Source organism: Psychrilyobacter piezotolerans, assembly GCF_003391055.1.
Taxonomy (GTDB): domain Bacteria; phylum Fusobacteriota; class Fusobacteriia; order Fusobacteriales; family Fusobacteriaceae; genus Psychrilyobacter; species Psychrilyobacter piezotolerans.
This window is the reverse complement of sequence record NZ_QUAJ01000004.1, coordinates 104566-131395: the sequence shown is the minus strand read 5'-3', so window position 1 is coordinate 131395 and position 26830 is coordinate 104566. Positions and strand designations below refer to the sequence as shown.

Sequence of the window (26830 nt, the reverse complement as noted above, 5' to 3'; positions counted from 1 at the left end):
CTGACAATCTCAGAAATCTCTGAGCCATTGCGTTGAGAGATTGTTTTAACCTATGTAAATTTGTGTAATCTGTGACAAGGAAAGTTCTAAGGGTTTCGTCCTTAATACGAGTTACTATTTTCTCTGTAGCAAGAAAAAGTAACCAAAAAGTGCCAGAAGATTTATAAGTTGTCTTAATAAGTAATACACGATCGTCATTGTAGAAACACTACTGCTGAAGTGAAACGACTATAAACTTCGCTTTTAAAATCTTGATAGAGATACACGTTCTATGGATTACGATCTGTGCAATCTGCGACAAAAATAGTAATTCTAGATAAACTATCGACAGGGAAATATTCTTATGTTATTCTTTATTGGAAGTTTTAAAGGAAATTCTATAAAATTTAAAGAAAAACAGGGGGATTAGAATGAGCTGTAACCAAGAAACATGTATATGTACGAATAAAGATTGTCCCAGACACGGGAAATGCTGTGAGTGTATAAATTTTCATCTTGAAAAGGGTACACCTGTAAGCTGTATGAAAGAGATGTTAAAATCAAAAGACAACTAAAGAGAAGGATCTCTAATTATTTTAGAGGTCTTTTTTTGTGTATATTTATACATAATAATCACTAATTATAAAAAAATAAAAATTAATTTGCAAAATATATTTTTATAGTATATAACTATATTAGTAATTACTTATACACTTATATAAAAAAGGGGGAAGTATAGTGAAGAAAAAAAGACTTTACCTGCTTACAGGTTTTTTAGGAGCAGGAAAAACAACCACATTAAAGGGAATTTTAAAAGATCTTTCTGAAAGTAAAAATGCAGTGATTATGAATGAATTCGGGAAAACCGGCATAGATGGAAGCCTCTTAAAAGAATTTGACATAGAGCTTTCAGAGATCAACAGAGGTTCTATCTTCTGCAGCTGTCTTCAGGTGAATTTTGTTACTGAGCTGGCAAGGATGGCCGAGACCGATGTGGACAGGGTATTCGTAGAGGGGTCAGGGCTGGCAGATCCATCCAATATAGGAGAAATTTTAGAGGCTCTAAAGGCCTATATGAAGGCAGAAGATTCTCCTTATATCTATGCAGGAGCAATATGCGTAGTCGATGCAAGGACTTTTTTAACCGAGGTGGAAGAAATAGACGCTATCACTAATCAGATAGAATTGGCTCATATGGTAATAATCAATAAATCGGATCTTGTGGATGACCTCACCGGAATAAGGGAGAAAGTAGCTGCCATAAATCCCAATGCAGATATCCATGAAACTACCTTTGGAAAAATGGGGATGGATTTTTTTCACAGAGAGGGAGAACTTTTAGGGGAACCGTTAAAAAAAGAAACTACCAATACTGTGGATACCAAGCCAAAAACTTTTACCATGAATATTCGGTCGGAAGTATCTCATCCTGAACTCAATAGTTTTTTAGAAGAGATCGCACCAATGGTCTACAGGGTAAAGGGGTTTACCCTGATAGAGGGGGAGATGATGAAGGTAGATATGGTAGGAAGTATGATAGATGTGGAGAAGAGTACCCAGGAATGGGATGAGTCCACCCTTGTTTTTCTGACTAAAAAAATAGAGGATATGAGTGTACCACAGATATTGAAAGGAATAGTAGGTGCGTGGAAGAGAAATACCACAGCAGAGATGAAGATGATGAATGGATAGAATAAAAAAGCCGGGATGTTGATTTCCGGCTTTCTTATTATAACTTTATTTTTTTTTAACTATAGTTTATCCAAAAAAATTTCATATTTATCAATTGACATAGGTTTTGCGAAATAATATCCCTGCATCTCGTGACAGCCTTCAGCATGTAATAATTCCACCTGTTCTATTGTTTCTACACCTTCAGCAATGACTTTTAAATTAAGGAGTTTAGCCATCATTATTATTGCTTTGGTAATTGAAGCATCATCTGAGTTAGTTGCTGCATTGGAAATGAAACTCCTGTCAATTTTAAGAGTGCTCACTGGGAGACGTTTTAAGTAACCGAAGGATGAATAACCTGTTCCGAAATCGTCAACGGATATATCTATTCCCATGGACTGGAGCTGTTCTAAAATTAATGCCGATTCTTTGATATCTTCTAAGAAGATCCCTTCTGTAATTTCGATTTCAAGAGATTTGGGAGGGATTTCGATTTCATCCAGGATATCTCCCAATGTTTTTAAAATTCGTCCTTGTTTGAAGTGCATACCTGAAACATTTACTGAAATTTTTTGATCCGGATATCCAAGATCTTTCCATTTTTTCAATTGTCTGCACACTGTTGACAAAACCCATTTATCTACCTCTAAAATCAATCCGGATGTTTCCGCTATAGGAATAAATTCAGAAGGAGGTATAGACTCATCTTTGTTGGGAAACCAACGAAGCAGAGATTCTGCCCCTGTTATTTTACCGTCATTAAAATCGATCTTTGGCTGATAAAAAAGAGTTAACTCTTCATTTTTAAGGGCATGACGCAGATTAGTTTCTATTGTGATTTTTCTTTTTGCAATTTCATTCATTTTTGAAGTGTAAAATAAATAGTTATTTTTCCCGTTATTTTTTGCTTGATACATTGCAATATCTGAATTTTTCAAGAGAGTATCGACATTTAATCCATCATCAGGATAAATAGAAATACCTATACTGGCAAAAGAAAACAGTTTGTTGTTTTCAAGGGTAAAAGGATTTTTTAAAAGACTGAGAAGTTTATCAGCAACTTTAGATCCCTCTTGTGAGTTTGAGATATTTTCTACTGTTATTGCAAATTCGTCTCCTCCTAAACGAAATACAGTATTATTTTTATGGAGATTTTTTTTAAACAGCTTCGCGACTTCTACGAGAAGCTGGTCACCTGTGGGGTGTCCAAAGGAGTCATTAATATCCTTAAAAGAATCTAAATCGATATAAAGAAGAGCAACTTTTAAATTATTCTGCTCTGCCCTGATAATTGCTTTAGGAAAGTTATCAAAAAACATTTTTCGATTAGGTAAAGATGTTAATGAGTCAAAGTAGGCCAGGCGTTCAATCGTTTTTTCTGCTTGCTTACGCTTGGTAACGTCATTAACAATAGAAAGCAGCCTGGTCTTTCCTCCTACCACTATTGATCCTGCGTGGACCTCAACGTCTTTAATGGCTCCATTAGATAATTTATGCCTAAAGGAAAAATGATTTTTCTTTTTGGATTTTGCCAACTGCATCTCAGTGTGTACTTTATCTTTACTCAGTATATTTAGATCGGTTATTTTCATCCCTGTTAATTCTTTCTGGTTCCATCCATAAAAATTAATGGCTGCAGGATTGGCTTGAATGATATCATCATTTTTAGGATCAATAACCAGCATTGCAGCATGATGATTTTCAAATATACTTTTATATATATTTTTTCTTTCATTTTTCTCAAAGAGATTAAAAGCCATTTTAATTGTAGAATCAAAAATAAAATCATTTGAATCGTCATGGAGGTACCCATAACAAGCAGAATTAATTTTTTCAATGGGACTTTTTTCAGTTGTAGATGTGATATAAATAATAGGGATATCTCTTATTGCCAGGATATTTTCTATAAAAATTATATAATTATGAATTGAATTGATATCAATTACAACTAAATTAATTTTTTTATTATTTATAATCAAATCAAGCGCTTTCTCGGGAGAAGAGGTATGAAGTGCCTCATATCCTAAATTTTCTAGTGTTTTCATTTTTTTTAGTGAAGCATCTTTTTCTTTAGTTATCAATAAAATCATTTTAAATTCCTCTTATTTTTGAAGTTTAGTCATCTTTCTGCAGAGTCTTTAGTGAAATAAAGAATCTGATATGCAGTTGACTTGATTTATATTTTGTCCTTGGTAGTACCGGGCAACTCCTAAACTAATGGGCAGCCGGTTATTTTTAGGCTTTCTATTTTTTTCATACTTTTTCTGATTTTTTCTAATTCAGTTACATCGTTCTTTATTATATCATTAAAACAACAAGTCTAAAAATTTTATTATGATTTAAAAATAAATAAAATCAAGGTAACAAAACATATTCTTTATCCTTATATCTGACCTCAACATTTAAATTTTGATAATTAATAAATTCATTAAAAATTTAACTCCTTTGAAATAACAGTTATTAAAATTAATTGAAAACAAGTTATACCTTTTTGAGAAAAAAGTGTATACTTATGAAAAGAAATTGATAGGGGTATAATTTATTATAAAAATTTTAAAAAGAGGTGGGAAGATTATGAAGGTAGTAGCATTTAATGGAAGTCCAAAGGCAAATGGGAACACTAACTCAGCAATAGAAATGGCAGCTTCAGAACTCCGAAAAGAAGGAATAGAAGTAGAAATTGTCCATGTAGGAAATAAACTTATTCAAGGATGTATCGCATGTAATGCCTGTATGAAGAACAGAGATGAAAAATGTATAATAAAAGGTGATGATGTCAATGAATGGATACAGAAGATGAAGGAAGCTGACGGTGTAATCTTGGGATCTCCTGTGCATTATGCAGCCATTGGAGGAACGATGAAGTCATTTTTAGACAGAGCCTTCTATGTCATGGGAGCTAAATCTATGTTAAGACATAAAGTAGGCGCTGCAGTAGTTGCAGTAAGGCGTTCCGGAGGAATACCGGCCTTCGAACAGCTAAATAATTACTTGAATTATTCAGAGATGGTAATGCCCACTGCAAATTATTGGAATGTTATCCATGGGACTACTCCCGGGGATGCAGAAGGGGATGCAGAAGGAAGGCAGATCATGGAAGTTTTAGGAAGAAATATGGCGTGGGTATTAAAGTTAATTGAAAATGGAAGGGGTAAGGTGGAACCTCCCAAATTGGAAAGAAAAAAATGGACTAGTTTTATCAGATAAAGAAAAAGGGAGGCTGGCCTCCCTTTTATATACAACGATTATAAAATTAAATTCAAACTTAAATTTTAAACTTATAGAAGCCCTTTTTTCTTAAGAAACTCTTCTGCAACAATTTTTGTAGGAATTCCCTCTTCGGCAACCCTATAGTTCATATTCTGCATCTCTTTCTCATTGATCTGACCCGAAAGTTTCCCTAAAATTTCTACTATATCAGGGTGAGTAGCTGCAAATTCACCATTTAAAAGTGGTGCAACATAGTATGGCGGGAAGAAGTTCTTATCGTCTTCTAATATAACAAGATTATAAGCGATAAGTTTTCCATCTGTAGAAAAAGCATCTGCAGCATCTATCACACCATCTTTTATAGCAGTATAACGAAGCCCTCCGTCAAGACCTTTTTCATTTTTAAATTCCATTCCTGGATAGACCTTCTTAAGACCTAACATTCCATCTTCTCTTTCAAGAAATTCCATAGTCGCTCCAATTACCAGTTCATTTGAAACCTTTGCTATATCTGAAAATGTTTTTAGGTTATATTTCTCAGCAGTTTCAGTTCTTACTGCCAAAGTATATGTGTTGTTATAACCTAAAGGATTTAAATAATCCAAATTATTCTCTGCTTTAAGTCTATCCTTTACAAGTTTATGGACTTCACTAGGATCTTTTAATCCACTTTCATTTAAAAGGGCTACATATGCCGTCCCAGAAAATTCAGGGTAAAGATCTATATCTCCACTTTTTAGGGCTTCAAATACAATCTTTGTTCCTCCTAATTCTTTTACATCAGTCTTATAATCAGTATGATTTTCAATCATAACTGCAAACAATTGTCCTAGTACTCTTTGTTCTGTGTAGTTTTTGTGACCGATCTTGATTGTTTCTACCTCAGCCTCTTTTTTCCCACATGCAGCAAATACCATAATTGTCATAATAAGTACTACATTTTTAAATAACTTATTCATCTTTTAATCCTCCTTAGTTTTATATATAACTATCTTTATCCCTCATAAATTTTATAGCCTTAAAATATATTAGCTATTCTTTAACCCTTGAGGAGTCAGATTTTTTTCCACAAGACCTAGAATAAAGTCAACTGATAATGCTAAAAGAGCTGTTGGTATAGCTCCAGCTAAGATCAAATTATTATTACCCATAGATATTCCCTTGAAGATAAAGTCCCCTAGTCCTCCAGCTCCTATAAGAGCCGCTATTGTTGCAGTACCGATATTGATTACCGTGGATATTCTGATCCCTCCCATAATAATAGGCAGAGCCAGAGGTATTTCAACCATTGTCAGTATCTGTGTCTTGGTCATTCCCATTCCTCTTCCAGCTTCGATTATCGAAGGATCTATACTGTTTATTCCTATACATGTATTTTTAATAATAGGCAGTAACGCATATAAAAATAAAACAAATATTGCAGGCTTGAAGCCTATTCCCATAATTGGAATTATAAGTCCAAACAGAGCCAAACTTGGTAAAGTCTGGAATATATTTGCAGTATTTAGTATCACGTTGGCTACCTTCTTGTTTTTAGTTATATATATTCCCAAAGGCACCCCTACAAGAATTGCAAGAAAAACCGCAACTCCTGTTATCTTCATGTGTTCTCCTGTCAGTTTAAAAATTTCTGGACTTCTATACTCTAAAAATTGTAAAAAATCTATTTTATTCATATCTTAAAGTTCCCCTCCTTCTATACTTGGAGATATTTCTGTAATTATGTTAAGAAGACTTATTGGAGTAATTGCTCCTACTAGTAATTTATCTTTATTTACTATTGGTATGGATCTGAAGTTTATTTTTGACATTATATTCAGAACTTCCACCATATTAGTATTTTCATCTATAATAAAATCCTCACTGGATGCCATTATTTCTTTCATCTTCATACTGTGGCCATTGTTTTTCATTATCATGTTTCTTGTGACTACTCCTACAGGTTTTTGTTTCTTCTCTCCCTCTCTGTCTACTACGATAAGGGTATTTGTCTCTCTTTCCTTCATTATCTCTATGGCCCTCGCCGGACTTCCTTTAACCCCTATTTTCCCAAATTTCTTCTTCATTATATCCTTTGCTAACAGCATTTCAGGAGTTTTCCACATTCTGTCCTTTCCAAAGAAATACTCTACAAAATGATTTGCTGGATTTTTCAGTATCTCTTCTGGGGTATCAAATTGAATAACCTCTCCATCTTTAATTACGGCTATTTTATCTGCCAGCTTTAGAGCCTCATCCATATCATGAGTAACAAAAACTATTGTTTTTCCCAGTTCATCCTGAAGATTCATCATCTCATCCTGAAGTTTTTCTCTTGTTATAGGATCCAAGGCACTGAATGGTTCATCCATGAGTATTATCTCTGGATTTACAGCCAGGGCCCTTGCTATCCCTATCCTTTGCTGCTGTCCTCCACTTAGTTCATTTGGATACCTGTAATAAAAATCTTCTGCCGGAAGATCCATAAGCTCCAGCAATTCAAAGGTCCTCGCTTTTTTCTCCTCTTTTGACCACTTCTTAAGAGTAGGAACAAGTTCTATGTTTTCACCGATTGTCATATGCGGAAACAATCCAACCTTTTGAATAACATAACCTATATTTCTTCTGAGCTCCATGAGATCCTGACTTTTTACATTTTCTCCGTCTATGAATATTTCACCCTTTGTTGGTTTTTCCAAAAGGTTAATCATTTTCATAGTTGTAGTCTTACCGCATCCACTTTCCCCTATGAGAACAACAAACTCTCCTTTTTCAATCTTTAGATTAAGATTACTAACCACTTTATTCTTACCATCGAAACTTTTGGTAACGTTTTTCAATTCAATCATAAACCCTCCTTTGGATATAAAATTATTGTTTTACGATATTTTGTTTTGGTTTTTATAGGTTTATGCTGTTTAAAATTTTTACAAAAATAATAAAAAAACACCCCAACTCAACTATCCCAAGGATAATAGAGTTAGAGTGTTTAAGTTTCGCCGTTATGACTCGCTTTATACCACCAAATAGTAGTATAATCATTGCCTAATTTATAAGACCCTGAATAAACCCCAGTTCTAAATTAATAATTTTTCAAGAGAAATTTCCTCATTACAAATAATTCGAATCTACACTACTATTTTGTTTTAAAATAATATTATAAATCTCATCACTCTAAGTACTTTTCAACTTTACTTCACCAATATTAAAAACTTACATTGATATTATACTTTAATTTCGGGTCATTGTCAATCTTTTTCAGAATTGGTATTCGGTTTTCGTACTTTTTAACATTTTTTCGTATTTAAAGGATTATCATAAGGTGAAAGTTTAGTATATAATTTTTTAGACATTTGAACTCTTTAATCTTTATTTTAAAATATACAAAAGACCTGTAAACTTTGACCCTCTTTTTTTCTGAATTCTCCTAAATAATTTCCACACCATTTTCCCTTAATTTCTCTTCAAATTGTTTTTCAGGTTTTTCATCTACCACTACAGCATCCAGGTCATCGATAGTTCCAAAGTTATAGATTCCGTAGGAATGAAATTTATCTTTTTCGCATACAAAATATACCTTTGAGGCCATTTGAATCATGGCTTTTTTTAAGGTTGCTTCATTGGAGTCAATGATACTGATATTCCCTTTTTGAACATCTATTCCTGTTCCTCCTAGAAAAAGTTTCTGTGTATTTATTTTGAGGACAGAGTCTAAGGCCAGCCCCCCTAAAAAAATTCCCAAAACACTGTGGTATGTCCCGCCGATACCTATGAGTTCAATCTTGTCCACTCCATCCAGGCATTTCATGATATCCAGCATATTGGTTACTACTGTGATTTTCTTGGGTGATTCAGCTAATTTTTCAGCAAGGAGAAGATTGGTACTGGAGGAGTCTAAAAATACAATTTCTCCATCCTCTATAATTTTATAGAGTTTATTGGTTATCTTTTTTTTTCCTCCTAAATTGACTACCTTTCTGTGGTTGAGGGAGATATCCACGGGGATTTCTTTTTTTAAGATGGCTCCTCCATGGGTTCTCTCTAACTTTCCCTCCTCTTCTAAAAGTTTCAAATCCTTTCGTATGATGACTTCACTGACATCAAAATTAAGGCTTAATTCCTTCACTCTTACCTTTGTTTTATTCATAAGGATCTTTAATATCTCTGATCGTCTCTCCTGAGCAAACATTCAAATCCCTCCTTCTTTTAATTTATTAATTCAATTATACCATATCTTTTCTGAAATAAATTTAAATTTTTCTTGACATTCGAAACTAAATGAAATAGAATGTAACCAAAAGAAAGGGTATGAAGTTAAATGAAACATTTTGAAAAGGAGGATAAGGATGAAAATTAATTTAATGTCTAAGAGTGGTGAAAAGATAACCCTTAACCTGTCATTTCCATATATCTATAACAGATATAAGGTAAAAAAGCTTATGGCAAAGGGTTACAGATTAGTAGGAGAAGAGGATGCACTTATTATGATAAGGCTGAAGTTATACTAAAAAAAGAAGGCTTCTGCCTTCTTTTTTTATGGTTATTTAAGATAGAGTTTATCTTCCTTGGAGGAAACCAGGAGATAGATGAGTATAATATATCTAGTAAAATATATCTAGTAAAATATATCTAGTAAAATATCCCTATCCTAGGATAAAGAGATCGTTTTAAACATTAAATATTAGCTTTCAGGAGGAATTATGACTAAAAAACAATTATTCACCATCCTCGAACCAAAAACTTGGTCGGCGTCTATTATCCCGGTACTTATAGGAACTCTTTATTCAACATACCGAGTTGGGAATTTTAGATTGGATCTATTTATAGCTGTATTATTTTCTGCAGTAGGAGTCCAGTGTTTTGCCAATGTAATCAATGATTATTCTGATTATATAAGCGGGTTAGATACTAGAGAGACTGTATATGACAGGGAGGGCAGTATTCTGGTTTTTGATGATATTTCCCTTATTCAAGTAAAAAAACTGATGGCCTGTCTGGTGATCTGTACATTATTTCCAGCAGTCTACCTTATCTTTCATAGAGGGCTTGTAGTGGCTGTCATTGGAATTATAGGGTTTCTGGTTGCTTATCTTTACTCTGCAGGTCCCCTGCCAATATCCAAAACATTTTTAGGTGAATTATTTTCAGGATTGACCATGGGAGGCCTTATCACGTGGTTAGCATACTATGTTCAGGCCGGTTATATAGATGAAAATATTATATTGATTTCCATACCACTGATAATTTATATAGGCTCAATCCTCCTTACCAATGGTATTTGTGATATAGAGAAAGATCAAGGAACCAGAGTAACAATCCCTATTCTTATGGGGAGAGAGAGATCTATAGATATCCTAAAATTTGCCTATATAATGATGTATGTTTTTGTATTTTTAAGTATTGTTCTAAAAAGCCTGCCTGTTTCAATGTTTTTAATCTTTTTATCGATTCCATTGGTTGTGAAAAAACTTAAATTTATTGCAGTAGAAAATATAACTCTGAAAAACAGATCCAAGATTATGGAAAATTCAGTTTTATCGGGGATTATCTTTTTCTTCTTTTATATAATCATTATTTTAGGAGAAATTTTAAGGAGGGAGTTTTTATAATGCCGGTTGAAAGAGATAAGGAAAGGCGGGTTCATAGTGTATTTCAAAAAATTTCATTCTGCTATGATTTTATGAATGATATCATTACCCTGGGGGTACACAGACTTTGGAAAAAAGATCTTATTAAAAGTATCCCAGTGGAGAGTAAGATAATTTTGGATCTATGTTGTGGTACCGGGGATATTGCCATTGGAATAGGAAATAAATTAAAAACTTCCCAGATAAAAGCTCTTGACTTCAGTGAGGGGATGCTTCAAGTAGCCCGAAAAAGAACTGTGGCAGCTCATCTTAAGAATATAGAGTTAATTCAGGGGAATGCTCTTTCCCTACCTTTTAAAGATGGCAGTTTTGATACTGTTACTATTTCTTTTGGTATTAGAAATACATCTGATTATAGAAAAGTTCTCGATGAAATATATCGTGTCTTGATACCTGGGGGAATATTTTTCTGTATGGAGGCTTCCTATCCCGATCTATTCTTAGTCAGAAGAGCACTGAAAACTTACTGTAGGTTTATAGTTCCCATTATGGGGAAACTTTTAGTGAAATCTTATGGGGAATACCGATGGCTGGATGAATCTGTGGAAGCTTTTATATCCAAAGAAGAACTCACAGCGCTTATAGAGGGAGCAGGATTTACCGGGATAAATCTTAAAACCTATTTTGGGGGAAGCTGTACCCTGCATTCTGGAATTAAAGGAGGAGCAGATGGATGCTAAAAAATATTTTGATCTCATAGGGAAAGAGTATTTGGGAGAGATCTCTCATATATCAAAAGACGATTATATAGAGCAGGCTTTTAAGCTGGCCTATCTTATCCTTTTTTTTCATAACTCCAACAGCGATATGGATGGAAGGAACCTCCTGCTGGGGGATCTCTTCATCTCCCTTTTAAATAGACATCTCTTACCCTTAGACAGAGAGCTTTTAAAAAAAATTACAGACAGAGTTACCCTTTGTTATTCTAAAAAAATTATCTGCGGGAAACATGACTACAAGGAAGAACTATTAGAACTCCTAAGGGAGGTGAGCTGAGATGAGATATACAAAAGAATTGATAAAGATAGAGGAAAATATAGAACTTCTTATGGAGGCTCTGACAGATGAGTTTACCAGGCAAGAAACGAGGAGACTTATAAACTCAGGGGGGAAACGATTGAGACCTCTTTTTCTGATCTTAGCTGCCAAGGCTGGAACTATTAATGATAAGTGCTATGAAGCTGCAGCATCTTTGGAGCTTCTTCATACTTCATCTTTAATTCATGATGATATAATTGATCATGGAAAGATGAGGAGGGGGCGGGAAACTACGGTAAGTGTCTATGGAAGGGGAAAGGCAGTTTCTGCAGGAGGGATCCTATCTATTTTTGCCATGGATAATATTATATCCCTGGAAGATGAAAAAGCTTCAGCTGCTATGATAGATACCTTGGAAACCCTTTGTTTAGGAGAACTAAAGCAGTTGGATGAAAAATACAATTTTGAAATAACCTACTGTGATTATATAACTAGGATTTCTGAAAAAACAGCTTCCCTTTTCGCCCTTTCATGCAGTATGGGAGGGATTTTATCGGGAGCTGAGGAGGGAACCGTAGATAAACTTTACCATATTGGTTTCAACCTAGGGTGCAGCTTCCAGATCCTGGATGACATCCTGGATATAAATGGTTCAGAGAAAGGAACAGGAAAGATCTGCGGTCAGGATATACGTACGGGAATAATTACCCTGCCTTATCTGCTTTTGATGAAGAAAGATCCCAGTTTTAAAAAGAGGATCCTTTCAATGACCTATAAATCCAGCAGTTCTGAATTTGATGAAGTGACAGATGAAGTTAGAAAAAGCTCTGCCTTAAAGGAGGCATATGGTGTGAGTAACTTCTTTTTAGACAAGGCTTGCAATCTTCTCTCCACCCTGGGATGCCCTGAGGTTGAAGAAGGTTTTACACATATCATAAACAAATTATACAGAAAGAGGTCTACAACAAAAGAGGCTTGACCCTTTTGGGTCAGCCTCTTTTGTTGTATTATACATCGTATCTTTTTAGTATTTCCTCTGAAAGATTTTTTGTGTCGTCTTTAGACGGGACTCCTTCCTCTTTTTTTCTTTCATGGATAGGGACCTCTCCTAAGATGATATTCGGACTTATTCCATCCTTTGTAAGGATGATTTTGGAGTTATCCTTCAGGGATTCTTCCACTACTTCTAACCTCTTGAGATCCTTGGCGTTTCCTACAAAATACTGCCTGGCTGCTTCATTGACAAGTTTTATAGCCTGGGCCTGCCCTTCAGCTACTTTTATTTTAGCCTGCTTTCTCCCTTCAGCAATCTGTATAAGAGCCAGTTTATCTTGTTCTGCAGCTTCAAATCTACCTGTAGCCAAAAGACGCATAGCCCGCCTTTCTTGTTCAGCAGTTTTTTGTTTATGCATGGCCTCCTTTATATCCGAAGGGGGATCAATGACCTTTATTTCTACCTTGGTTACTGTTATTCCCCATTCTTCTGCCAGCTTATCCAAGGATATCTGCATGTCCATGGCTATCTTTCCTCTGGCTGTTAAACTTTCATCCAGAGTCAGTTTACCAAATTCCTGTCTGAGATTTGTCTGGGCTAATTTCATTACTGCATTCATCCAATTGTCGATATTATAAAAAGTTTTCTTTATCTCCTCTTCAGGAAAGAGAGGTCTTGCCCACACTATACCATCTACATTTATCTCTACATTATCCTTGGTTATGACATTTTGAGGAGCGATATCCATGGTGTGTTCTCTCACATCTCTGACCCTGGTTATCTCAAAAATAGGAAATTGAACGTGAAATCCCGGCTCTGCAAACCGCCGGTATTTTCCAAAGAGTTCCACTATCCCTCTCTGATATTGTCTGACCCAGTATATTGGAAAATATTTTATCTTCATAACAGCCTCCCTTTATAATAAAATACATTAAATTCATCTGTAATATATATGTTATATTTTTTTAGAAATTTCCTTTTTTTTCTCCTGAATTATTATTTTCGTAATTCAATCTGGGTGTTTCTCCATCTGAGAGAATATAAAAAAGGCACTGAATTTAGTGCTTTTATAAGGTCGATTTTATTAGCTTTCTAAATAGAGATTTAATTAACCTTATTAATCCATTATTTTAAAATAGGTCTTATTTCTTCTCCCACTACTACTAAAAGCTTCTGTTGGATAGATGTCAAATTTTTTTTTTAATACCTGGGAGAATAAATAATTGGAGAAGTACCAAATAAAATATCCTTACTTTTAACCTCTCTTTCAACAGTAATCATTTCATCTACAATATTAGTCATATTTCTATAAATTTCAGGGGGACAAACTGATTCTAATTCAATTCCTTCGTGTTTTTTTAAATGGGTATAATTTTTCCACAGCCACTGCTTAACTTTTTTTACATCGGAAGGTTTTCTTAAGGTATTTAAAATCTGCCACCTTATATCCTCTAAAACATTTAAAGGTGGCTCTATTTTAAAATCAGCTATTTTTTTCCCCAATTCCCTTGCAAATTTTTCATCAATCTCCTGGGATAAAAATTTTAGGGTGTGCCAGGTATCATAAAGTTCATTTAAATTACTCATTGGACGATGTTTTAGCCAGACAAAGGCACTCAGTCTTCTTCTCCAATCCCACCATTTAACAGGACTTTGAAGATCTTGTGCCGGAATTAAAAAAAGTCCTTTTTTTAATAATAATGACCCAAAGACTCCCGGCGGATGTCCCAGTCTTTTATTTCTTAGTGTAGTTCTGTATACCCCGCAGCTGGGGCTTCCCTCCATGAAAATATAGGCATCTACACGGGCCCTTTCCAATGTTTCAAAACAAGCTTCGGCACCTTTTTTCATCATTAATGAAACATCTCTTCCTATTTTATTTTTGACTTTAACCTTTCCCTCCCAAAAGTCATGACCATTCCCCCCTGTGAGCCTGATAGGAAGCCTTGTGACTCCCATGCCGCTCATGACCTCAGGACAGACAGGAGTCCAAACATAATTTGATTTTTCCCGTTTAAGATATCCCATCATTTCATATCCCTTTGAATTATATCTGACTTTTGCACCATACATACAGGCTGAAATTCCAATTCTTATTTTTTCATCAAAGATATATGTCAATAAAATCACCTCCATATAAAATATTTAAACTAATTGAGAATATACTTATAATGAAGGAAAGATCCTGTGACAAATAAATTTTTTTTATTTCAAAAAAAATAGTAAAATTTAATATTAAGGATTAACAGGGGGAGCAAATGAAAAACAAACTATCATTAAGGATAATAAAAATATTAAAGGAGGATATTTATGTATAAACTGGCAGTATTTGACATAGATGGAACTCTGGCAGTTAAGGGAAATGAGATACCAGAAACCACTCTTATAGCAATAAAAAAAATGAAAGAAAATGGCATCGAATGTCTCATTGCCACAGGGAGAGAAAGGGAAAATATAGGAGAGATATTAAATACGATAGGGATAGAAAATTATGTAGCATGTAACGGTCACTATGTGAAGTACAAAGAGGAAATAATCTATAGGTATACCTATCCTGAAAATGTACTAGAGGAAATAAGAAAAATCTGTGAAAATAAAGAATATTGCTATGGATTTTCCAATGGAGAGGGACTTTATCTATCTGACATAGAAAAAATGAGAGAAGAACAGGCTCACCATATGCTGGACAGCATAAAGCTTCTCAAAGACCTAGAAGGGGAAGTAGAAAATATAATTCTTTTTGCTACAGACGGCGGGAGACACTTTAAGCCTTTAGAAAAAAATTATCAATTGATACCATGGGGAAATGGTATGTTTGATCTCTTAAAAATTGGCCGATCAAAGGCCGTAGGAATAGAAGAGATAGCCAAAAGGATAGGAGTAGAAAGGGAAAAAATAATATCTTTCGGTGACGGATTAAATGATTTGGAGATGACAAAGTATGCAGGCCTTGGAGTGGCCATGGGTAATGCAAAAGTAGAATTAAAGAAAATCGCAGACTATATAACCGATACAGCATCCAATGACGGAATTTATAAGGCATGCAAAAAGTTTGGACTAATTTAAATAAATTTTAGAGTAGTCAATAACCTTTAGATACCTCTTCTGTTATTTTCGAAATATTACATAATTATTAATACTGCAATATTCTATAAAGTTTATGGTTCCCACAATCTTATCTGCAAAACTGAATCCCGTGATATTTTTTTAGAATTTTCTGAAAAATCAGGCTTCTTTTTTGGTTTTTCAACTGCACCTAAAAGTCCATAAGGTTCTCTCGGTTTTCCAAAAAACCATTTAGTTAACTCGCCATTTCCGTCTGTATCCTGAAAGACAGCCACGGCATAATTCCCGTCAGGTAAACCTGTAGAAACTCCTTTTTCAGCTTCTGCAGGAGTACCCTTCCATTTAAAGATTCCTTTCTCACCTTTAAATGGAAAACCGTCCTTATGATCAAATACAACTATGTAGACACTAGCCTTTTTATCTGTAATATTTACTACCTCTATCTGAAAAGGATAGCTTTTTATATTAATGAAGAATAAAAAAAATAAAAAGTATTTCATGATTCCCCCTTGTATAATGAAATAGAGCTATACAGGTACTATAACAGAAAGGTTTACCTGCAAAGAGATATATGTCTTTGTGGTTTTTATCTCTTATCCTTTCTCATAAGACCTTTCCATAAAACCAATCTATATTGATATTATATATATATATATATATATATATATATATATTTAGATTTTCCTCTAAAAAATTTATGAATATCACTTACCTCTATTCCATTGTTTTAATATAAACGTATATAATCGTATAAATCTTTTTATTCCAGGAAGTTTCGAAAGGAATTTTCAGCTTTTTATCTAATAAAATATTACTGAAATATTCATAGGGAGGTAAAAGATGAAAGATGTGTTGATAATTGGTGCTGGCCCCGGTGGCCTTTCTGCAGGTATGTTACTGGCATCCATGGGATATAAAGTAAATATATTTGAAAAACAACCTTACCTTGGTGGAAGAAACTCACCAATAAATCTGGAAGACTATTCCTTCGATCTGGGCCCTACCTTTTTTATTATGAAAAGTGTACTGGAAGAGATATTTGAGAAGACGGGTCGAAAGCTGGAAGACTATGTAAAACTCATAGAAGTAAATCCTATGTATCGCCTCAAATTTGGCAATGGAAAATCCTTCTATCCCTGGTCTTCCAGGCACAGAGAAAAGATGATAACAGAGATTGAAAAAAACTTTCCGGGAGAATCTTCAGGCTACCTCTCCTACCTTAAAAGGGAGGAAATTAAGTGTAAGAGGCTCATTCCCTGCCTACAGGTTCCCTATAGTTCCTGGAAGGATTTTCTAAAACTCAGATTTTTAAAGGCTCTTCCATATTTAGATGCCCATATGTCCCTCTACACTACCCTGGAAAAGTACTTTAAGCATGACCTGCTGAAGCTTGCTTTTACTTTTCAAGCTAAATATATAGGTATGTCCCCCTGGGAGGCTCCAGGAACATTCAGTATAATTCCATATCTAGAACACAGCGACGGGATATACCATGTAGAGGGAGGGCTCAATAGGCTTTCCCAAGTAATGGCAGAGGTTATTAAAGAAGAAGGAGGGAGGATAGAACTTTCTTCTCCTGTAGAGGAGATAATTTTTGAGGGAAAAAAAGCTGTAGGAATAAAGTTGTCCGATGGCCGCATTGTGGAAGGAGAGCATATAATAATGAATACCGATTTTGCCAATGGGATGTCTAAACTCGTTCCTGAGAACCTAAGGAAGAAGTATTCCGATTCCAATCTGTATAAAAAAAAATATTCATGTTCTACCTTTATGCTCTATCTGGGAATAGACAAGATATACAGCGATATCCCTCACCACAATATTATCTTTGCCGAAGATTATAGGTCAAATATAGATGATATAACCAAAAGGAAGATTCTGTCTGAAGATTTTTCATTCTATGTTCAAAATGCCTCTGTATCAGATTCCACCTTGGCTCCAAAAGAAAAATCAACTCTCTATGTTCTCGTTCCTGTGCCCAATAATAAATCTGGGATAGACTGGGAAGAAGAAAAGATGAAATTCAGAGACAAGATCATTCAAGCCTTGGAAACAAAGGGAGAATTTAAAGAAGTCTCACGTCATATAGAAGTAGAAAAAATAATAACTCCAAAAGAATGGGAGAAGGAAAAAGATGTGTTTCTAGGAGCTACCTTCAACCTGGGACACCAGGTATCACAGATGCTCATATTTAGGCCTCACAATAAACTTGAAGGTTATAAAAATCTTTATTTAGTAGGAGGAGGAACCCATCCTGGAAGCGGCCTTCCTACTATTTACGAATCTGGTAGGATAACTGCTGATTTAATAAATCAGGAGGAACGACTATGAATAGTCTTGGATTTGGAAAACTTATTTTTTCCTTTTACGGAAAAAAACTGCCCAGCCTTTATAAAATTCAAAAAAAGGGTCTTCTGGCTGTAAAAGTAGCCCAACACTATGCTCTCAGAATTGATTTTTTAGAAGAAGAAATGTGTTCCCACCTCTCACAGCTCTACGCCCACAGTTTTTCTGCTGAGGAGAGGACTTTATCAGAACTCTTGGAAGGAAACACTGCCGTGCTGGAAAATTTAGCTTCTTGGGATGAAAAACCTTTTTCCTCGGCTTCTGTTGGACAGGTTCACAGGGGGACTTTAAAAAGTGGAGAAAAAGTGGCCATAAAAGTTATAAGAAGTAATTTTAAAGAGTCCTTCTTCAGGGATATTTCAAGGATAGAAAGATCAGTTTCCATGATAGGCAGGATATGGCCAAAATTTAATAAGATCTTTGATCCAGGTGGGATTCTTGAAAATATAAAAGGTTATACCAGCAGGGAACTAGACCTCGTCAATGAATATATGGATATGGAAAAATTGAGGAGTATAAGAGATGGTAATCTGAAATATTTCGATCTGAAATCCCTGGATTTTCCCCGGGTATACAAGGAGTTATCCTCTGAAAGAATCCTTGTATCAGACTATATTGAGGGGGATACCTTCGATCATCTTTTAGCAGAAGGACGTCTTACCTATGAAAATCTCTTGGAGCTTTTCAGAGTTCACAGTTTCTATATATTTAATGTGGGAATCTTTCACGGGGACATTCATCCTGGAAATATTATTTTAGGCAATGATGGAAAACTATATTTTCTAGACTGTGCAGGGTTATCCACTATCTCCCCAAGGCTCAGAAAGGGGCTCTTTTGGTTCTTTTACTACCTTAGCCGTTATGATTATCCAAAGGCAGCTGAAAATTTAAATAAGATGTCTGAAAAACCCCTTGATTCCAGCAGTTATAGAATTTTCTTGGAGAAGTTTATGGATCTTTACAGTGATTTTACCCATGCCACGGTTTCTCAGGTTAGTCTTACCAGGAGGATGATGGAAACTATAAAGCTTGGAATAAACTCTGGGATGGATTTCGGAAGCGGGATGTTCCCTGTAATAAAAAGCCTCATGTATTTGGATGGAATGGTCATGAGGTGCAACCCTCAGGCTGTTTTAATGGAAGATGTGAGGGGATTTACCGATATACTTCTGGAGCAGTTTCATTAAAATATGAAGGGTTAAAAAATGCAGAGAAATAAGTGAAATCCACCTCAGGATTTAAAACTTCAATTCTGCCAAGCGTATTATATCTGGAATATATTAAGAAAACAGCAAGTCGGTGGATTAACCCGACTTGCTGTTTTTGAATGTAGATTTATAAATAACTTATCTTCCAGGTGCATAATCAATAGGAGAACTTCTAAAACACTTTTTTATTTTTCTTGCTTCTAATTCTACTCGGAGTATTTCCTCAGCTACATGGGTTACTCCCCTTAAATATTCGGGGTGGCGTATTCGACTTACTTCTATACCATGCACTTTTTTTAGGTGATTATAATTTTTCCATAACCATTTTTTAATTTTTTTAGGATCTGAAGGTTTTCTTAAAATATTTAAAATCTCTATTTGAATCTCTTTAAACTTTTTTGGATCGGTTTTATTAGAGAAATTTTTAAGGCTATTATTTACATTTTCAGCACTTTCTTCATCAATTTCTTGGCAGAGGATTTTTAGAATATCCCAACATTCAAAAAATTCACAAAGGGTATTGAGATCTTTTTTTTTAAACCAAGTGAAAGCTACCAGTCTTCTCTTCCAATCCCACCATTTTAAAGGACTTTGTAAATCTAAAGCCGGAATTAAAAACATTTGTTCCTTTAGAAGTAAAGCTCCTAAAATACCAGGCGGTTTTCCGAATCTTTCATTTTTTAAAGTAGTTCGATAAATACCACAAGTAGGACTTCCTTCCATAAATATGTATGCATCAACATCTACTCTTTTTAGTGTTTCAAAGCATGATAAAGTTCCTGCTTTTAACATGCCGCTGACATTTTTTCCCAATCTATTTTTAACCTGTGCCCCACCCTCCCAAAAATCAAATCCATTTCCTCCTATTAATCTAATAGTAGATCTAGGAACACTTAAACCTGACATAACTTCCGGACAAATTGGTGTCCAAAGAAAATCATTCTTTTCTCTTTTTAGATAACCTAAAATATTAAATCCTTTTGAATTATACCGGACTTTCGCTCCGTACATACAGGCAGAAATTCCAATTTTTATTTTTTCATTTAAAGTATTTTCCATAAGCTCTCACCCCGCTATTTACTTTTAACTAATTTTATATACACTTAAAAATTAATTTTCCTTTATGCTTAATCACACATCCTGAAGGAATAAACTTTTGTGTTTGTATTAAACAAGTCCCGTGGCAATTTTTCATAAAATATAACTGTTAACTCTCTTTTCATAGATCCTCCAGAAGATGTTTTTCTAGAATCAATTAAACCCAGTTCACCATTATCTTTAAAAGCTTTCCTATTCTGCACTCATCAATAAATTACTTTTTAAATTCAAAAGTATATGTAATAGCTTTATTTGAAACTTTAGAAATATTTTTATTTTTAGATAATTTAGTCACTTCTATATCTGAAAATCTTTTTTTAGACATTTAATCCACCCCTTTAAACTCTTATTAAAAAATTGTATCAAAAAAACCATGAAACTAAGACTCTTTTTCAAGTGTCCAGTTTCATGGTTACAGTTTATTTTATAGTTGGTCTTTTTCAATAAAAGATAATTAAAATCTATACTTTGTGCCCAAGGAAACCATATAAGATTCATGGGATATTCCTGCGATATCAGAAAATTCAAAAGTCTCTCCTGTGGATAAGTTGGTTATTTTTTCATCACCTTTTGTAGAATCATACGTCTGATAATCAATAGAAACGCTTACAGAAAAAGAATCTGTAAAGAGGTATGCATAAGAAGCTCCTGCTGAAATATACAAAACGTCTTTAAAAGTATCTTCGTACATATAATTTCTCAAAACATGTTTATCTATACTTTCAGCTCTTGCAAATGGTGTAGCTATAATCCTAGAGTTAAATAACCATTTAGATGAATTTGAATTAAATCCAAATCCTAAATAGGGAGCGTAAAACTTTTGTTCGTAGATACTAGAACTATCGTTGGAACCCATACCAGGAATGACATCTGATAACCTACCACTACCATTAGGATAGCTAAAGACTCCATCCATAGAGTTCCATTTCCAGTTATCATAGTGAAAACCAGCTATTGCAGAAACTGAACACATATCTGAAGTGAGGACTACTCCGTTGATATTAATATCTGCCATAATGCCTTTTTCTAGCTCTGTTTCAGTTTCTGACCAATGAGTTCGTTGATCGAGATCGTTAATGTCCGTCCAGTCATAATCACTCATGGTTGTTGAAGGAGCAGTGGCTTTAACCCATGTTCCAGCATTTAAATTTATACGTTTTGTGATATCTGCTGATATCTGACCTCCTACCATAATAACATTATCTAAATTCCAAGTGAGTTCACTCAGTTTTTCACCAGTTTGATAATATGCATATTCGTGGGACTCTCCGTTTAAAACACCTGTACTTAAGGTAAAAGAAATAGGTACTTTTGTTTTTTCTGTTTCAACGGACACTAAAGTACTAGACATATCCAAAGCACTCATGGAATAACTAAAACAACTATAACTTAAAAAAAATGCTGAAGTAGCTAAGAGAAAGCTTAGTTTTGAAACAAATTTTTTCGAAAAAATTTGCTCATAAGAATTAAAATGTGTTTTTGAAATAAATTTCATAAAATAATGCTCCTTTTTATTTTATTAATATCATAAAAACTTCAATCGAGGAATAACGACATTTACTAATTTTACACTAAAAACTAATTAAAAGTCAATTAAGTTTTATATTTTTAAATTGACTTTAAACTCATACAAAGAATATAATTTGATGGATAATATGTTATAGGGGGGATTAGAATTAAATATTTAGGGGAAATAATGGCATTAGTAGCAGCATTGGGCATGGCAGGAGCATCGATCTCCTTTGAGATTGCCGGTAAAAAAGTAGGTTCCCTTACGGTGAATATCGTGAGGCTCGTACAGGGAATGATTTTTTTGAGTATTACCTCTTTTTATGTTAGGGGGCTGCCTCTTCCGACAGACGCCAGTTTAAAAGAATATACGTTTTTAGGAATATCTGGCTTCATAGGGATGTTCTTAGGTGATCTGTTCATGTTTGAATCCTTCGTTCTGTTAGGAGCTCGTATAACTACCCTAATAATGACCACAGTACCTGTGGTGACTGCTCTTTCAGCATGGATTCTGCTGGGGGAAACCCTGAGTTTTCAAGAGGGGACAGCTGTTTTCCTTACTATAGGCGGGATATTCCTGGTGATGTTTAATGGTAACGGAAAGGGAGAGAAAAAAGAAAAATTCCCAATAAAAGGTATGTTCTGTGCCATAGGTGGAGTTTTGGGACAGTCTTTAGGGATGGTTTTCAGTAAAATAGGACTGGAATCCTATGATCCCATTGCTGCTACCCAGATTAGAATAATTGTAGCAACAATAGCCTTTATAATCCTCATATCCGTCAGGGGAAAATGGGGAGAAATAAAAAACGGGATAAAAAATAAAAAAGCTTTTAGGTGGTTGGTGGTAGGATCGTTTTTTGGTCCCTTTGTAGGAGTCACAGCAATGCTCATAGCTTTAAAAAATGCAAGTGCAGGGATAGTATCCACCCTTTCATCCACAAGTCCCATCCTGGTGATACCCTTTTGTATCCTGATATTCAAGGAAAGAGTGAGACCTATAGAAATTTTAGGGGCTGTTATATCTGTAGGAGGAGCGTCGCTTTTCTTTATTTAATTTACTTATGAGCAACGTCACGTTGCTTTTTTTATTTAGTTATACATGATATAATTAGTGGAATAAAATTAAATTAAATGGAGGTAAGCAAATTGGAAAATATTTGGTTCCCATATACACAGATGAAGACTATGACTACACCTATCCAAATAGAAAAGGGAGAAGGTGTATATTTATATACCAATGATGGTGATAAATTAATAGATACCGTTTCTTCTTGGTGGTGTGCAATTCATGGATATAATAATATAGAGATAAATAATGCCATAAAAGATCAAATAGATAAGATGTCCCACATCATGCTAGGGGGGCTTGTCCATCAGCCTGTTATGGAACTCAGTAAAAAGCTTTCAGCTATTTTACCCGGCGATTTAAATCATTGCTTTTTTTCCGACAGCGGGTCTGTAGGAGTGGAAGTAGCTCTAAAGATGGCAGTTCAATATTTTAATAATAGTGGAGAAAAGAGGACAAAGTTTATATCTTTTATAGATTCATACCATGGAGACACATGGAAAGCTATGGAGGTAGGAGATGACCCAGATTATCATAAAGCCTTCAAGGGGGATGATATCCCTGCAAATTTTTATGTGGAACCAGATAATATAGATGAATTAGAAGATATATTGAAAAAACATTCTGCAGAGATAGCAGGATTTATAGTGGAACCTATCTTACAGGGTGCAGGTGGATTTAAGATCCATTCCAGGGAGTATCTGAAAAATGCCCGTAAACTTTGTGATAGATATGGTGTACTCTTTATCTTTGATGAGGTAGCCACAGGATTTGGACGGACAGGAGATCTATTTGTTGCTTCAGAAGATTTGATTCCGGACATTATAGTCCTGGGAAAGGCTTTGACCGGGGGATACTTAGGTCATGCTGTGACAGTGGCTACAGATGAGATATATGATAAATTTTATTCCGATTCTCCAGAAGATGCTTTTATGCATGGACCTACATTTATGGGGAATCCTCTTGCCTGTGCAGCAGGGTTAAAATCAATTGAAATTTTCCAGAGGGAGGATTATCTGTCTAAGATAAAAAAGATAGAGTCGACTCTTATGAAATTAAAGGAAATAGATCATCCTCTTATAAAGGAAGTCAGAGTAATAGGCGGATGCGGATGTATAGAGGTAACCGATAACAAAATTTTAAAGGGATTTAAGGAATATTGTTTTTCAAAAGGAATATGGAATAGAACATTTTTAAATTTTGCATATATCATGCCCCCCTATATAATCTCTTCCGACGAGTTAAATTATGTTGTTGAAACCTTCAAAACCTGGTTTGAGCAGGAGCAGAAAGATGTTTTATAGGGAACTTCTAGAGGAGTTAGAGGATCTGAAAAGACAGTCTAATTACAGGGAATTGAAAGTTGTTGAGGACAGCTATATTTTGGACTTCTCCTCCAATGATTATCTGGATTTAAATTCAGATAAAAATTTCAAGAAAAAATTTATAGATAATTTAGATTTCAATAAGATGCCCTTTGGAAGCTGCGGTTCCAGACTTTTAGGAGGGAATCATAGGGAAATCAGGTGTTTTGAAGATGAGATCGATGAAGTTTTTAAAAAAAAATCTTTAGTTTTTGGCAGCGGGTATGATGCCAATGCCACAGTCATAGAAACTTTTTATTCCAAGGGAGATATAATCTTTACCGATAGGTATAATCATGCCAGTATCTATGACGGTCTTATAAATTCCGGGGTTAAGATAGTGAGGTATAAACACTTGGATTATCTGGACCTGGAGAAAAAATTAAAAAAATATAGAAACACCTGGAAGAGGTCTCTGATTATTACAGAGAGTATCTACAGCATGGATGGAGATATTGTTGATTTAGACAGGATGGTTTCATTAAAAAATAAATATGATTCCCAGCTCTATCTGGATGAAGCACATTCATATGGTGTTTTGGGCTACGGACTAGCTCATACAAAATCTTTAACAGAAGAGGTAGATTTTATCATGCTGGGATTGGGAAAGGGCGGCTCCAGTAACGGAGGGATACTGATATTAGATAACATCGCAAGATCATATATCATAAACAGGGGAAGGAAATTTATCTATACTACAGCTCCATCTCCTATCCAGACCAGCTGGAACAGGTATGTATTTAAAAACATGCCGTCTTTAGACCATAAAAGAAAAAAATTAAATTTATTGAAAAAATTATGTTATAAAAAATTAAAGGAAAAAAATATAGAAACTGTAAGTACAGAGCAGATCATAAGCATCATCATTGGAGATAATAAAAGATGTATAGAGCTGTCTGAAATCTTAAGGAAAAAAGGGTATCTTGTCTATCCAATTAAGGAACCTACAGTTCCAAAGGGAACAGCCAGGATAAGACTCACCCTGACAGCAGATATGGATATGGAAAAATTAATGATGTTTATAGAAAGGTTAGAAAAAATCTTAATCCGAATAACGCAGGTAAACACAAATAAAGTTAATTTAGAGTTATGTGAAAAATAAAAAGATTTTATTTTTGTAATTCGTGGTAAAGAAAAGGTTTTGAATTCGACCAGAGGTCGTTAGGAGGTCATAGGTGAAATTAATATTATTTTTTAATGGGTGGGGAGTCCCCAAGGAGACCTTTAAATTTTTAGATTGGGATGATTTTGAAGTCAAAATTATAGATCTGGATGAAAAAATAGATTTAGAGGACTTGGAGAAATATGAGGAGATAGATGTTATTGCCTGGTCCTTTGGGGTTTATAATGCTTCCAAACAACTGGGAAATTTAAAAAAAATATCTTTAAATAAAGTAATTGCAATAAACGGGGGTACAAGAGCCATTCATAGAAGGGATGGAATATCTCCTATGATATTTAACCGGACTCTGGAAAATTTAGATATAAATAGATATTTGGAGTTTATGAAAAATACAGGGCTGGATATCCTGGAGATTAAAGATGATGAAGTTATAAAAAAATACAGGGAGATCTTAGCTGAATTCGGTGAAAATTATTGTGAGATACCGTCGATATTTAAATATTCATTGATCTCTACCAAGGACAGAATTTTCACCTCCAGGAGTTTGGTGAATTATTACAAAGATACGGAATATAAACTTATAGAAGAGGAACATTACCCTTTCGACAGGTGGAATAGCTGGGGAGAGATATTGGATGAATTTTGATAAAAAATTTGATAGATATGAGGAAAATGCTCATATTCAAAAAATTGTAGCGAAAAAATTAATAAATCTGGTTCCTAAAAAAAAATACAGGACTATTTTTGAGATTGGTGCCGGGACAGGTGTTCTGACCAAAAATATAATAAAAAATATAGAGTATAAGGATTTAATAGTCAATGATAAATATTTTGAGAGTAAGGAATATATAAAAGATCTGCCTTCTGTGGAGTTTATAGGAGGAGATATTGAAAAGTTAGAAATAGGAAAAGCTGATTTAATTATATCCAGCTCGGTATTCCAGTGGATAGAAGATAAAGATAAATTATTTGAAAAAATATCCAACGCTTCAGATACTTTGGTATTTTCCATCTATATAAAGGGGAATTTGATGGAAATTTCAGATCATTTCGGGATCTCCTTGGAATATCTGGATATGAAAGAGTTGAAAATCCTCCTAAGTCCTTATTTTAAAAATATCAGCGGATATGAGGAGGAGTTTAAGCTAGCCTTTGATACTCCCATGGAGGGATTGAAACACCTTAAGAATACAGGGGTAACAGGAATAGGACAGACAAATATGGAGAAGATAAGGAATTATTCAGCCAGGGAATTAACCTATAAGGTCGGGTATTTTATCTGTGAAAAGTAAAAACCTGTAGACTGAACACGAGATAGCAAAAAAAATTGAACAGAAAAAATAAATCTTTTGGAACACAGAGATCCACTGAGGGATTATACGAAGAATATACGAGTATTAATTTTGTTCATACTTAATAAAGAAAATTAAATATATAAATTCCTTATAACTAGAAGAAATTTTGAATGTTTAATTAGAGTTTCACAGAGAAAAGAGAGGTCTCTGTGTATCTTTTTTCATCCTCCGTGCAGCTCTGTGACCACTGTGTCTCTGCGTTGTATATCTTTAGTGTAGATTAGTGGCAAAAA

General features: G+C 34.5%; 26 protein-coding genes. 16 read left to right on the top strand and 10 right to left on the bottom strand.

The window, feature by feature from the left end:
- Window positions 1-410: 410 nt before the first annotated feature.
- Window positions 411-554 carry a hypothetical protein gene (locus DYH56_RS16110; protein WP_199532965.1) on the top strand — a complete coding sequence of 48 codons (144 nt, stop codon included), beginning with the start codon at window positions 411-413 and terminating at the stop codon, window positions 552-554.
- A 163-nt stretch (window positions 555-717) separates the two neighbouring features.
- On the top strand, window positions 718-1671 hold the full coding sequence (locus DYH56_RS03805) for a CobW family GTP-binding protein (RefSeq protein ID WP_114641533.1): 954 nt from the start codon (window positions 718-720) through the stop codon (window positions 1669-1671).
- A gap of 59 nt (window positions 1672-1730) precedes the next feature.
- Here the strand turns inward: DYH56_RS03805 and DYH56_RS03800 are convergent, their stop codons facing one another.
- Window positions 1731-3743, bottom strand: a complete 2013-nt coding sequence (locus tag DYH56_RS03800) for an EAL domain-containing protein (RefSeq protein WP_114641532.1) — start codon at window positions 3741-3743, stop codon at window positions 1731-1733.
- A 484-nt stretch (window positions 3744-4227) separates the two neighbouring features.
- Between DYH56_RS03800 and DYH56_RS03795 the strand changes: the two genes are divergently transcribed.
- Window positions 4228-4860, top strand: coding sequence for a flavodoxin family protein (locus DYH56_RS03795; protein ID WP_114641531.1), 633 nt, complete (start codon window positions 4228-4230; stop codon window positions 4858-4860).
- Window positions 4861-4931: 71 nt separating this feature from the next.
- On the opposite strand, the gene DYH56_RS03790 is transcribed toward DYH56_RS03795, so the two are convergent.
- The 4 genes from DYH56_RS03790 to DYH56_RS03775 all read right to left on the bottom strand — a co-directional run bounded on the left by DYH56_RS03790 (window position 4932) and on the right by DYH56_RS03775 (window position 9031).
- The gene (locus DYH56_RS03790) at window positions 4932-5822 is read right to left on the bottom strand and encodes a glycine betaine ABC transporter substrate-binding protein (RefSeq protein WP_114641530.1); all 891 of its coding nucleotides are present in this window, start codon (window positions 5820-5822) and stop codon (window positions 4932-4934) included.
- Between the two features lie 69 nt (window positions 5823-5891).
- Window positions 5892-6539 (bottom strand): ABC transporter permease, encoded by a 648-nt coding sequence (locus tag DYH56_RS03785; protein ID WP_114641529.1) that lies wholly within the window; start codon window positions 6537-6539, stop codon window positions 5892-5894.
- 3 nt (window positions 6540-6542) lie between these two features.
- On the bottom strand, window positions 6543-7691 hold the full coding sequence (locus DYH56_RS03780) for an ABC transporter ATP-binding protein (protein ID WP_114641528.1): 1149 nt from the start codon (window positions 7689-7691) through the stop codon (window positions 6543-6545).
- Between the two features lie 578 nt (window positions 7692-8269).
- Window positions 8270-9031: a DeoR/GlpR family DNA-binding transcription regulator gene (locus DYH56_RS03775; protein WP_114641527.1), complete on the bottom strand. Its 762-nt coding sequence runs from the start codon at window positions 9029-9031 to the stop codon at window positions 8270-8272.
- Between the two features lie 157 nt (window positions 9032-9188).
- On the opposite strand from DYH56_RS03775, the gene DYH56_RS15865 reads away from it, so the two are divergent.
- The 5 genes from DYH56_RS15865 to DYH56_RS03755 all read left to right on the top strand — a co-directional run bounded on the left by DYH56_RS15865 (window position 9189) and on the right by DYH56_RS03755 (window position 12447).
- On the top strand, window positions 9189-9350 hold the full coding sequence (locus DYH56_RS15865) for a hypothetical protein (RefSeq protein WP_158539043.1): 162 nt from the start codon (window positions 9189-9191) through the stop codon (window positions 9348-9350).
- 192 nt (window positions 9351-9542) lie between these two features.
- Window positions 9543-10451 (top strand): prenyltransferase, encoded by a 909-nt coding sequence (locus DYH56_RS03770; RefSeq protein WP_114641526.1) that lies wholly within the window; start codon window positions 9543-9545, stop codon window positions 10449-10451.
- Window positions 10451-11170, top strand: a complete 720-nt coding sequence (locus DYH56_RS03765) for a demethylmenaquinone methyltransferase (protein ID WP_114641525.1) — start codon at window positions 10451-10453, stop codon at window positions 11168-11170. Before DYH56_RS03770 ends, DYH56_RS03765 begins: the two co-directional genes overlap by 1 nt.
- Window positions 11160-11486, top strand: a complete 327-nt coding sequence (locus tag DYH56_RS03760; RefSeq protein ID WP_114641524.1) for a hypothetical protein — start codon at window positions 11160-11162, stop codon at window positions 11484-11486. The genes DYH56_RS03765 and DYH56_RS03760 overlap by 11 nt, the downstream gene beginning before the upstream one ends.
- Before the next feature lies 1 nt (window position 11487).
- Window positions 11488-12447, top strand: a complete 960-nt coding sequence (locus DYH56_RS03755; RefSeq protein ID WP_114641523.1) for a polyprenyl synthetase family protein — start codon at window positions 11488-11490, stop codon at window positions 12445-12447.
- A gap of 28 nt (window positions 12448-12475) precedes the next feature.
- Here DYH56_RS03755 and DYH56_RS03750 read toward each other — a convergent pair whose 3' ends face one another.
- Both DYH56_RS03750 and DYH56_RS03745 read right to left on the bottom strand, forming a co-directional pair.
- Window positions 12476-13366 (bottom strand): SPFH domain-containing protein, encoded by an 891-nt coding sequence (locus DYH56_RS03750; protein ID WP_114641522.1) that lies wholly within the window; start codon window positions 13364-13366, stop codon window positions 12476-12478.
- 296 nt (window positions 13367-13662) lie between these two features.
- Window positions 13663-14583, bottom strand: coding sequence for a 2-thiouracil desulfurase family protein (locus DYH56_RS03745; RefSeq protein WP_114641521.1), 921 nt, complete (start codon window positions 14581-14583; stop codon window positions 13663-13665).
- A 189-nt stretch (window positions 14584-14772) separates the two neighbouring features.
- Here DYH56_RS03745 and DYH56_RS03740 point away from each other — a divergent pair, with 189 nt between their 5' ends.
- On the top strand, window positions 14773-15528 hold the full coding sequence (locus tag DYH56_RS03740; protein WP_114641520.1) for a Cof-type HAD-IIB family hydrolase: 756 nt from the start codon (window positions 14773-14775) through the stop codon (window positions 15526-15528).
- A gap of 92 nt (window positions 15529-15620) precedes the next feature.
- Here the strand turns inward: DYH56_RS03740 and DYH56_RS03735 are convergent, their stop codons facing one another.
- On the bottom strand, window positions 15621-16028 hold the full coding sequence (locus DYH56_RS03735) for a DUF2141 domain-containing protein (protein WP_114641519.1): 408 nt from the start codon (window positions 16026-16028) through the stop codon (window positions 15621-15623).
- A 340-nt stretch (window positions 16029-16368) separates the two neighbouring features.
- Between DYH56_RS03735 and DYH56_RS03730 the strand changes: the two genes are divergently transcribed.
- Together DYH56_RS03730 and DYH56_RS03725 are read left to right on the top strand one after the other, a co-directional pair.
- The gene (locus DYH56_RS03730; protein WP_114641518.1) at window positions 16369-17859 is read left to right on the top strand and encodes a phytoene desaturase family protein; all 1491 of its coding nucleotides are present in this window, start codon (window positions 16369-16371) and stop codon (window positions 17857-17859) included.
- Window positions 17856-19061, top strand: a complete 1206-nt coding sequence (locus DYH56_RS03725) for an AarF/ABC1/UbiB kinase family protein (RefSeq protein WP_114641517.1) — start codon at window positions 17856-17858, stop codon at window positions 19059-19061. Before DYH56_RS03730 ends, DYH56_RS03725 begins: the two co-directional genes overlap by 4 nt.
- 159 nt (window positions 19062-19220) lie before the next feature.
- Here DYH56_RS03725 and DYH56_RS03720 read toward each other — a convergent pair whose 3' ends face one another.
- The gene (locus DYH56_RS03720; RefSeq protein ID WP_114641516.1) at window positions 19221-20141 is read right to left on the bottom strand and encodes a 2-thiouracil desulfurase family protein; all 921 of its coding nucleotides are present in this window, start codon (window positions 20139-20141) and stop codon (window positions 19221-19223) included.
- Window positions 20142-20634: 493 nt separating this feature from the next.
- On the bottom strand, window positions 20635-21531 hold the full coding sequence (locus DYH56_RS03715; RefSeq protein WP_158539042.1) for an omptin family outer membrane protease: 897 nt from the start codon (window positions 21529-21531) through the stop codon (window positions 20635-20637).
- Window positions 21532-21876: 345 nt separating this feature from the next.
- Between DYH56_RS03715 and DYH56_RS03710 the strand changes: the two genes are divergently transcribed.
- From DYH56_RS03710 to DYH56_RS03690, 5 genes are all read left to right on the top strand, one after another.
- Entirely contained in the window at window positions 21877-22743 is an 867-nt protein-coding gene (locus DYH56_RS03710) for a DMT family transporter (protein WP_114641514.1), read from the top strand.
- Between the two features lie 92 nt (window positions 22744-22835).
- Window positions 22836-24059, top strand: a complete 1224-nt coding sequence (gene bioA, locus DYH56_RS03705) for an adenosylmethionine--8-amino-7-oxononanoate transaminase (RefSeq protein WP_233499993.1) — start codon at window positions 22836-22838, stop codon at window positions 24057-24059.
- Window positions 24049-25221: an aminotransferase class I/II-fold pyridoxal phosphate-dependent enzyme gene (locus DYH56_RS03700; RefSeq protein ID WP_158539041.1), complete on the top strand. Its 1173-nt coding sequence runs from the start codon at window positions 24049-24051 to the stop codon at window positions 25219-25221. Before bioA ends, DYH56_RS03700 begins: the two co-directional genes overlap by 11 nt.
- A 73-nt stretch (window positions 25222-25294) precedes the next feature.
- Window positions 25295-25888, top strand: a complete 594-nt coding sequence (locus tag DYH56_RS03695) for a pimeloyl-ACP methyl esterase BioG family protein (RefSeq protein ID WP_114641511.1) — start codon at window positions 25295-25297, stop codon at window positions 25886-25888.
- Entirely contained in the window at window positions 25878-26534 is a 657-nt protein-coding gene (locus tag DYH56_RS03690; RefSeq protein ID WP_114641510.1) for a methyltransferase domain-containing protein, read from the top strand. The genes DYH56_RS03695 and DYH56_RS03690 overlap by 11 nt, the downstream gene beginning before the upstream one ends.
- Window positions 26535-26830 lie beyond the last annotated feature (296 nt).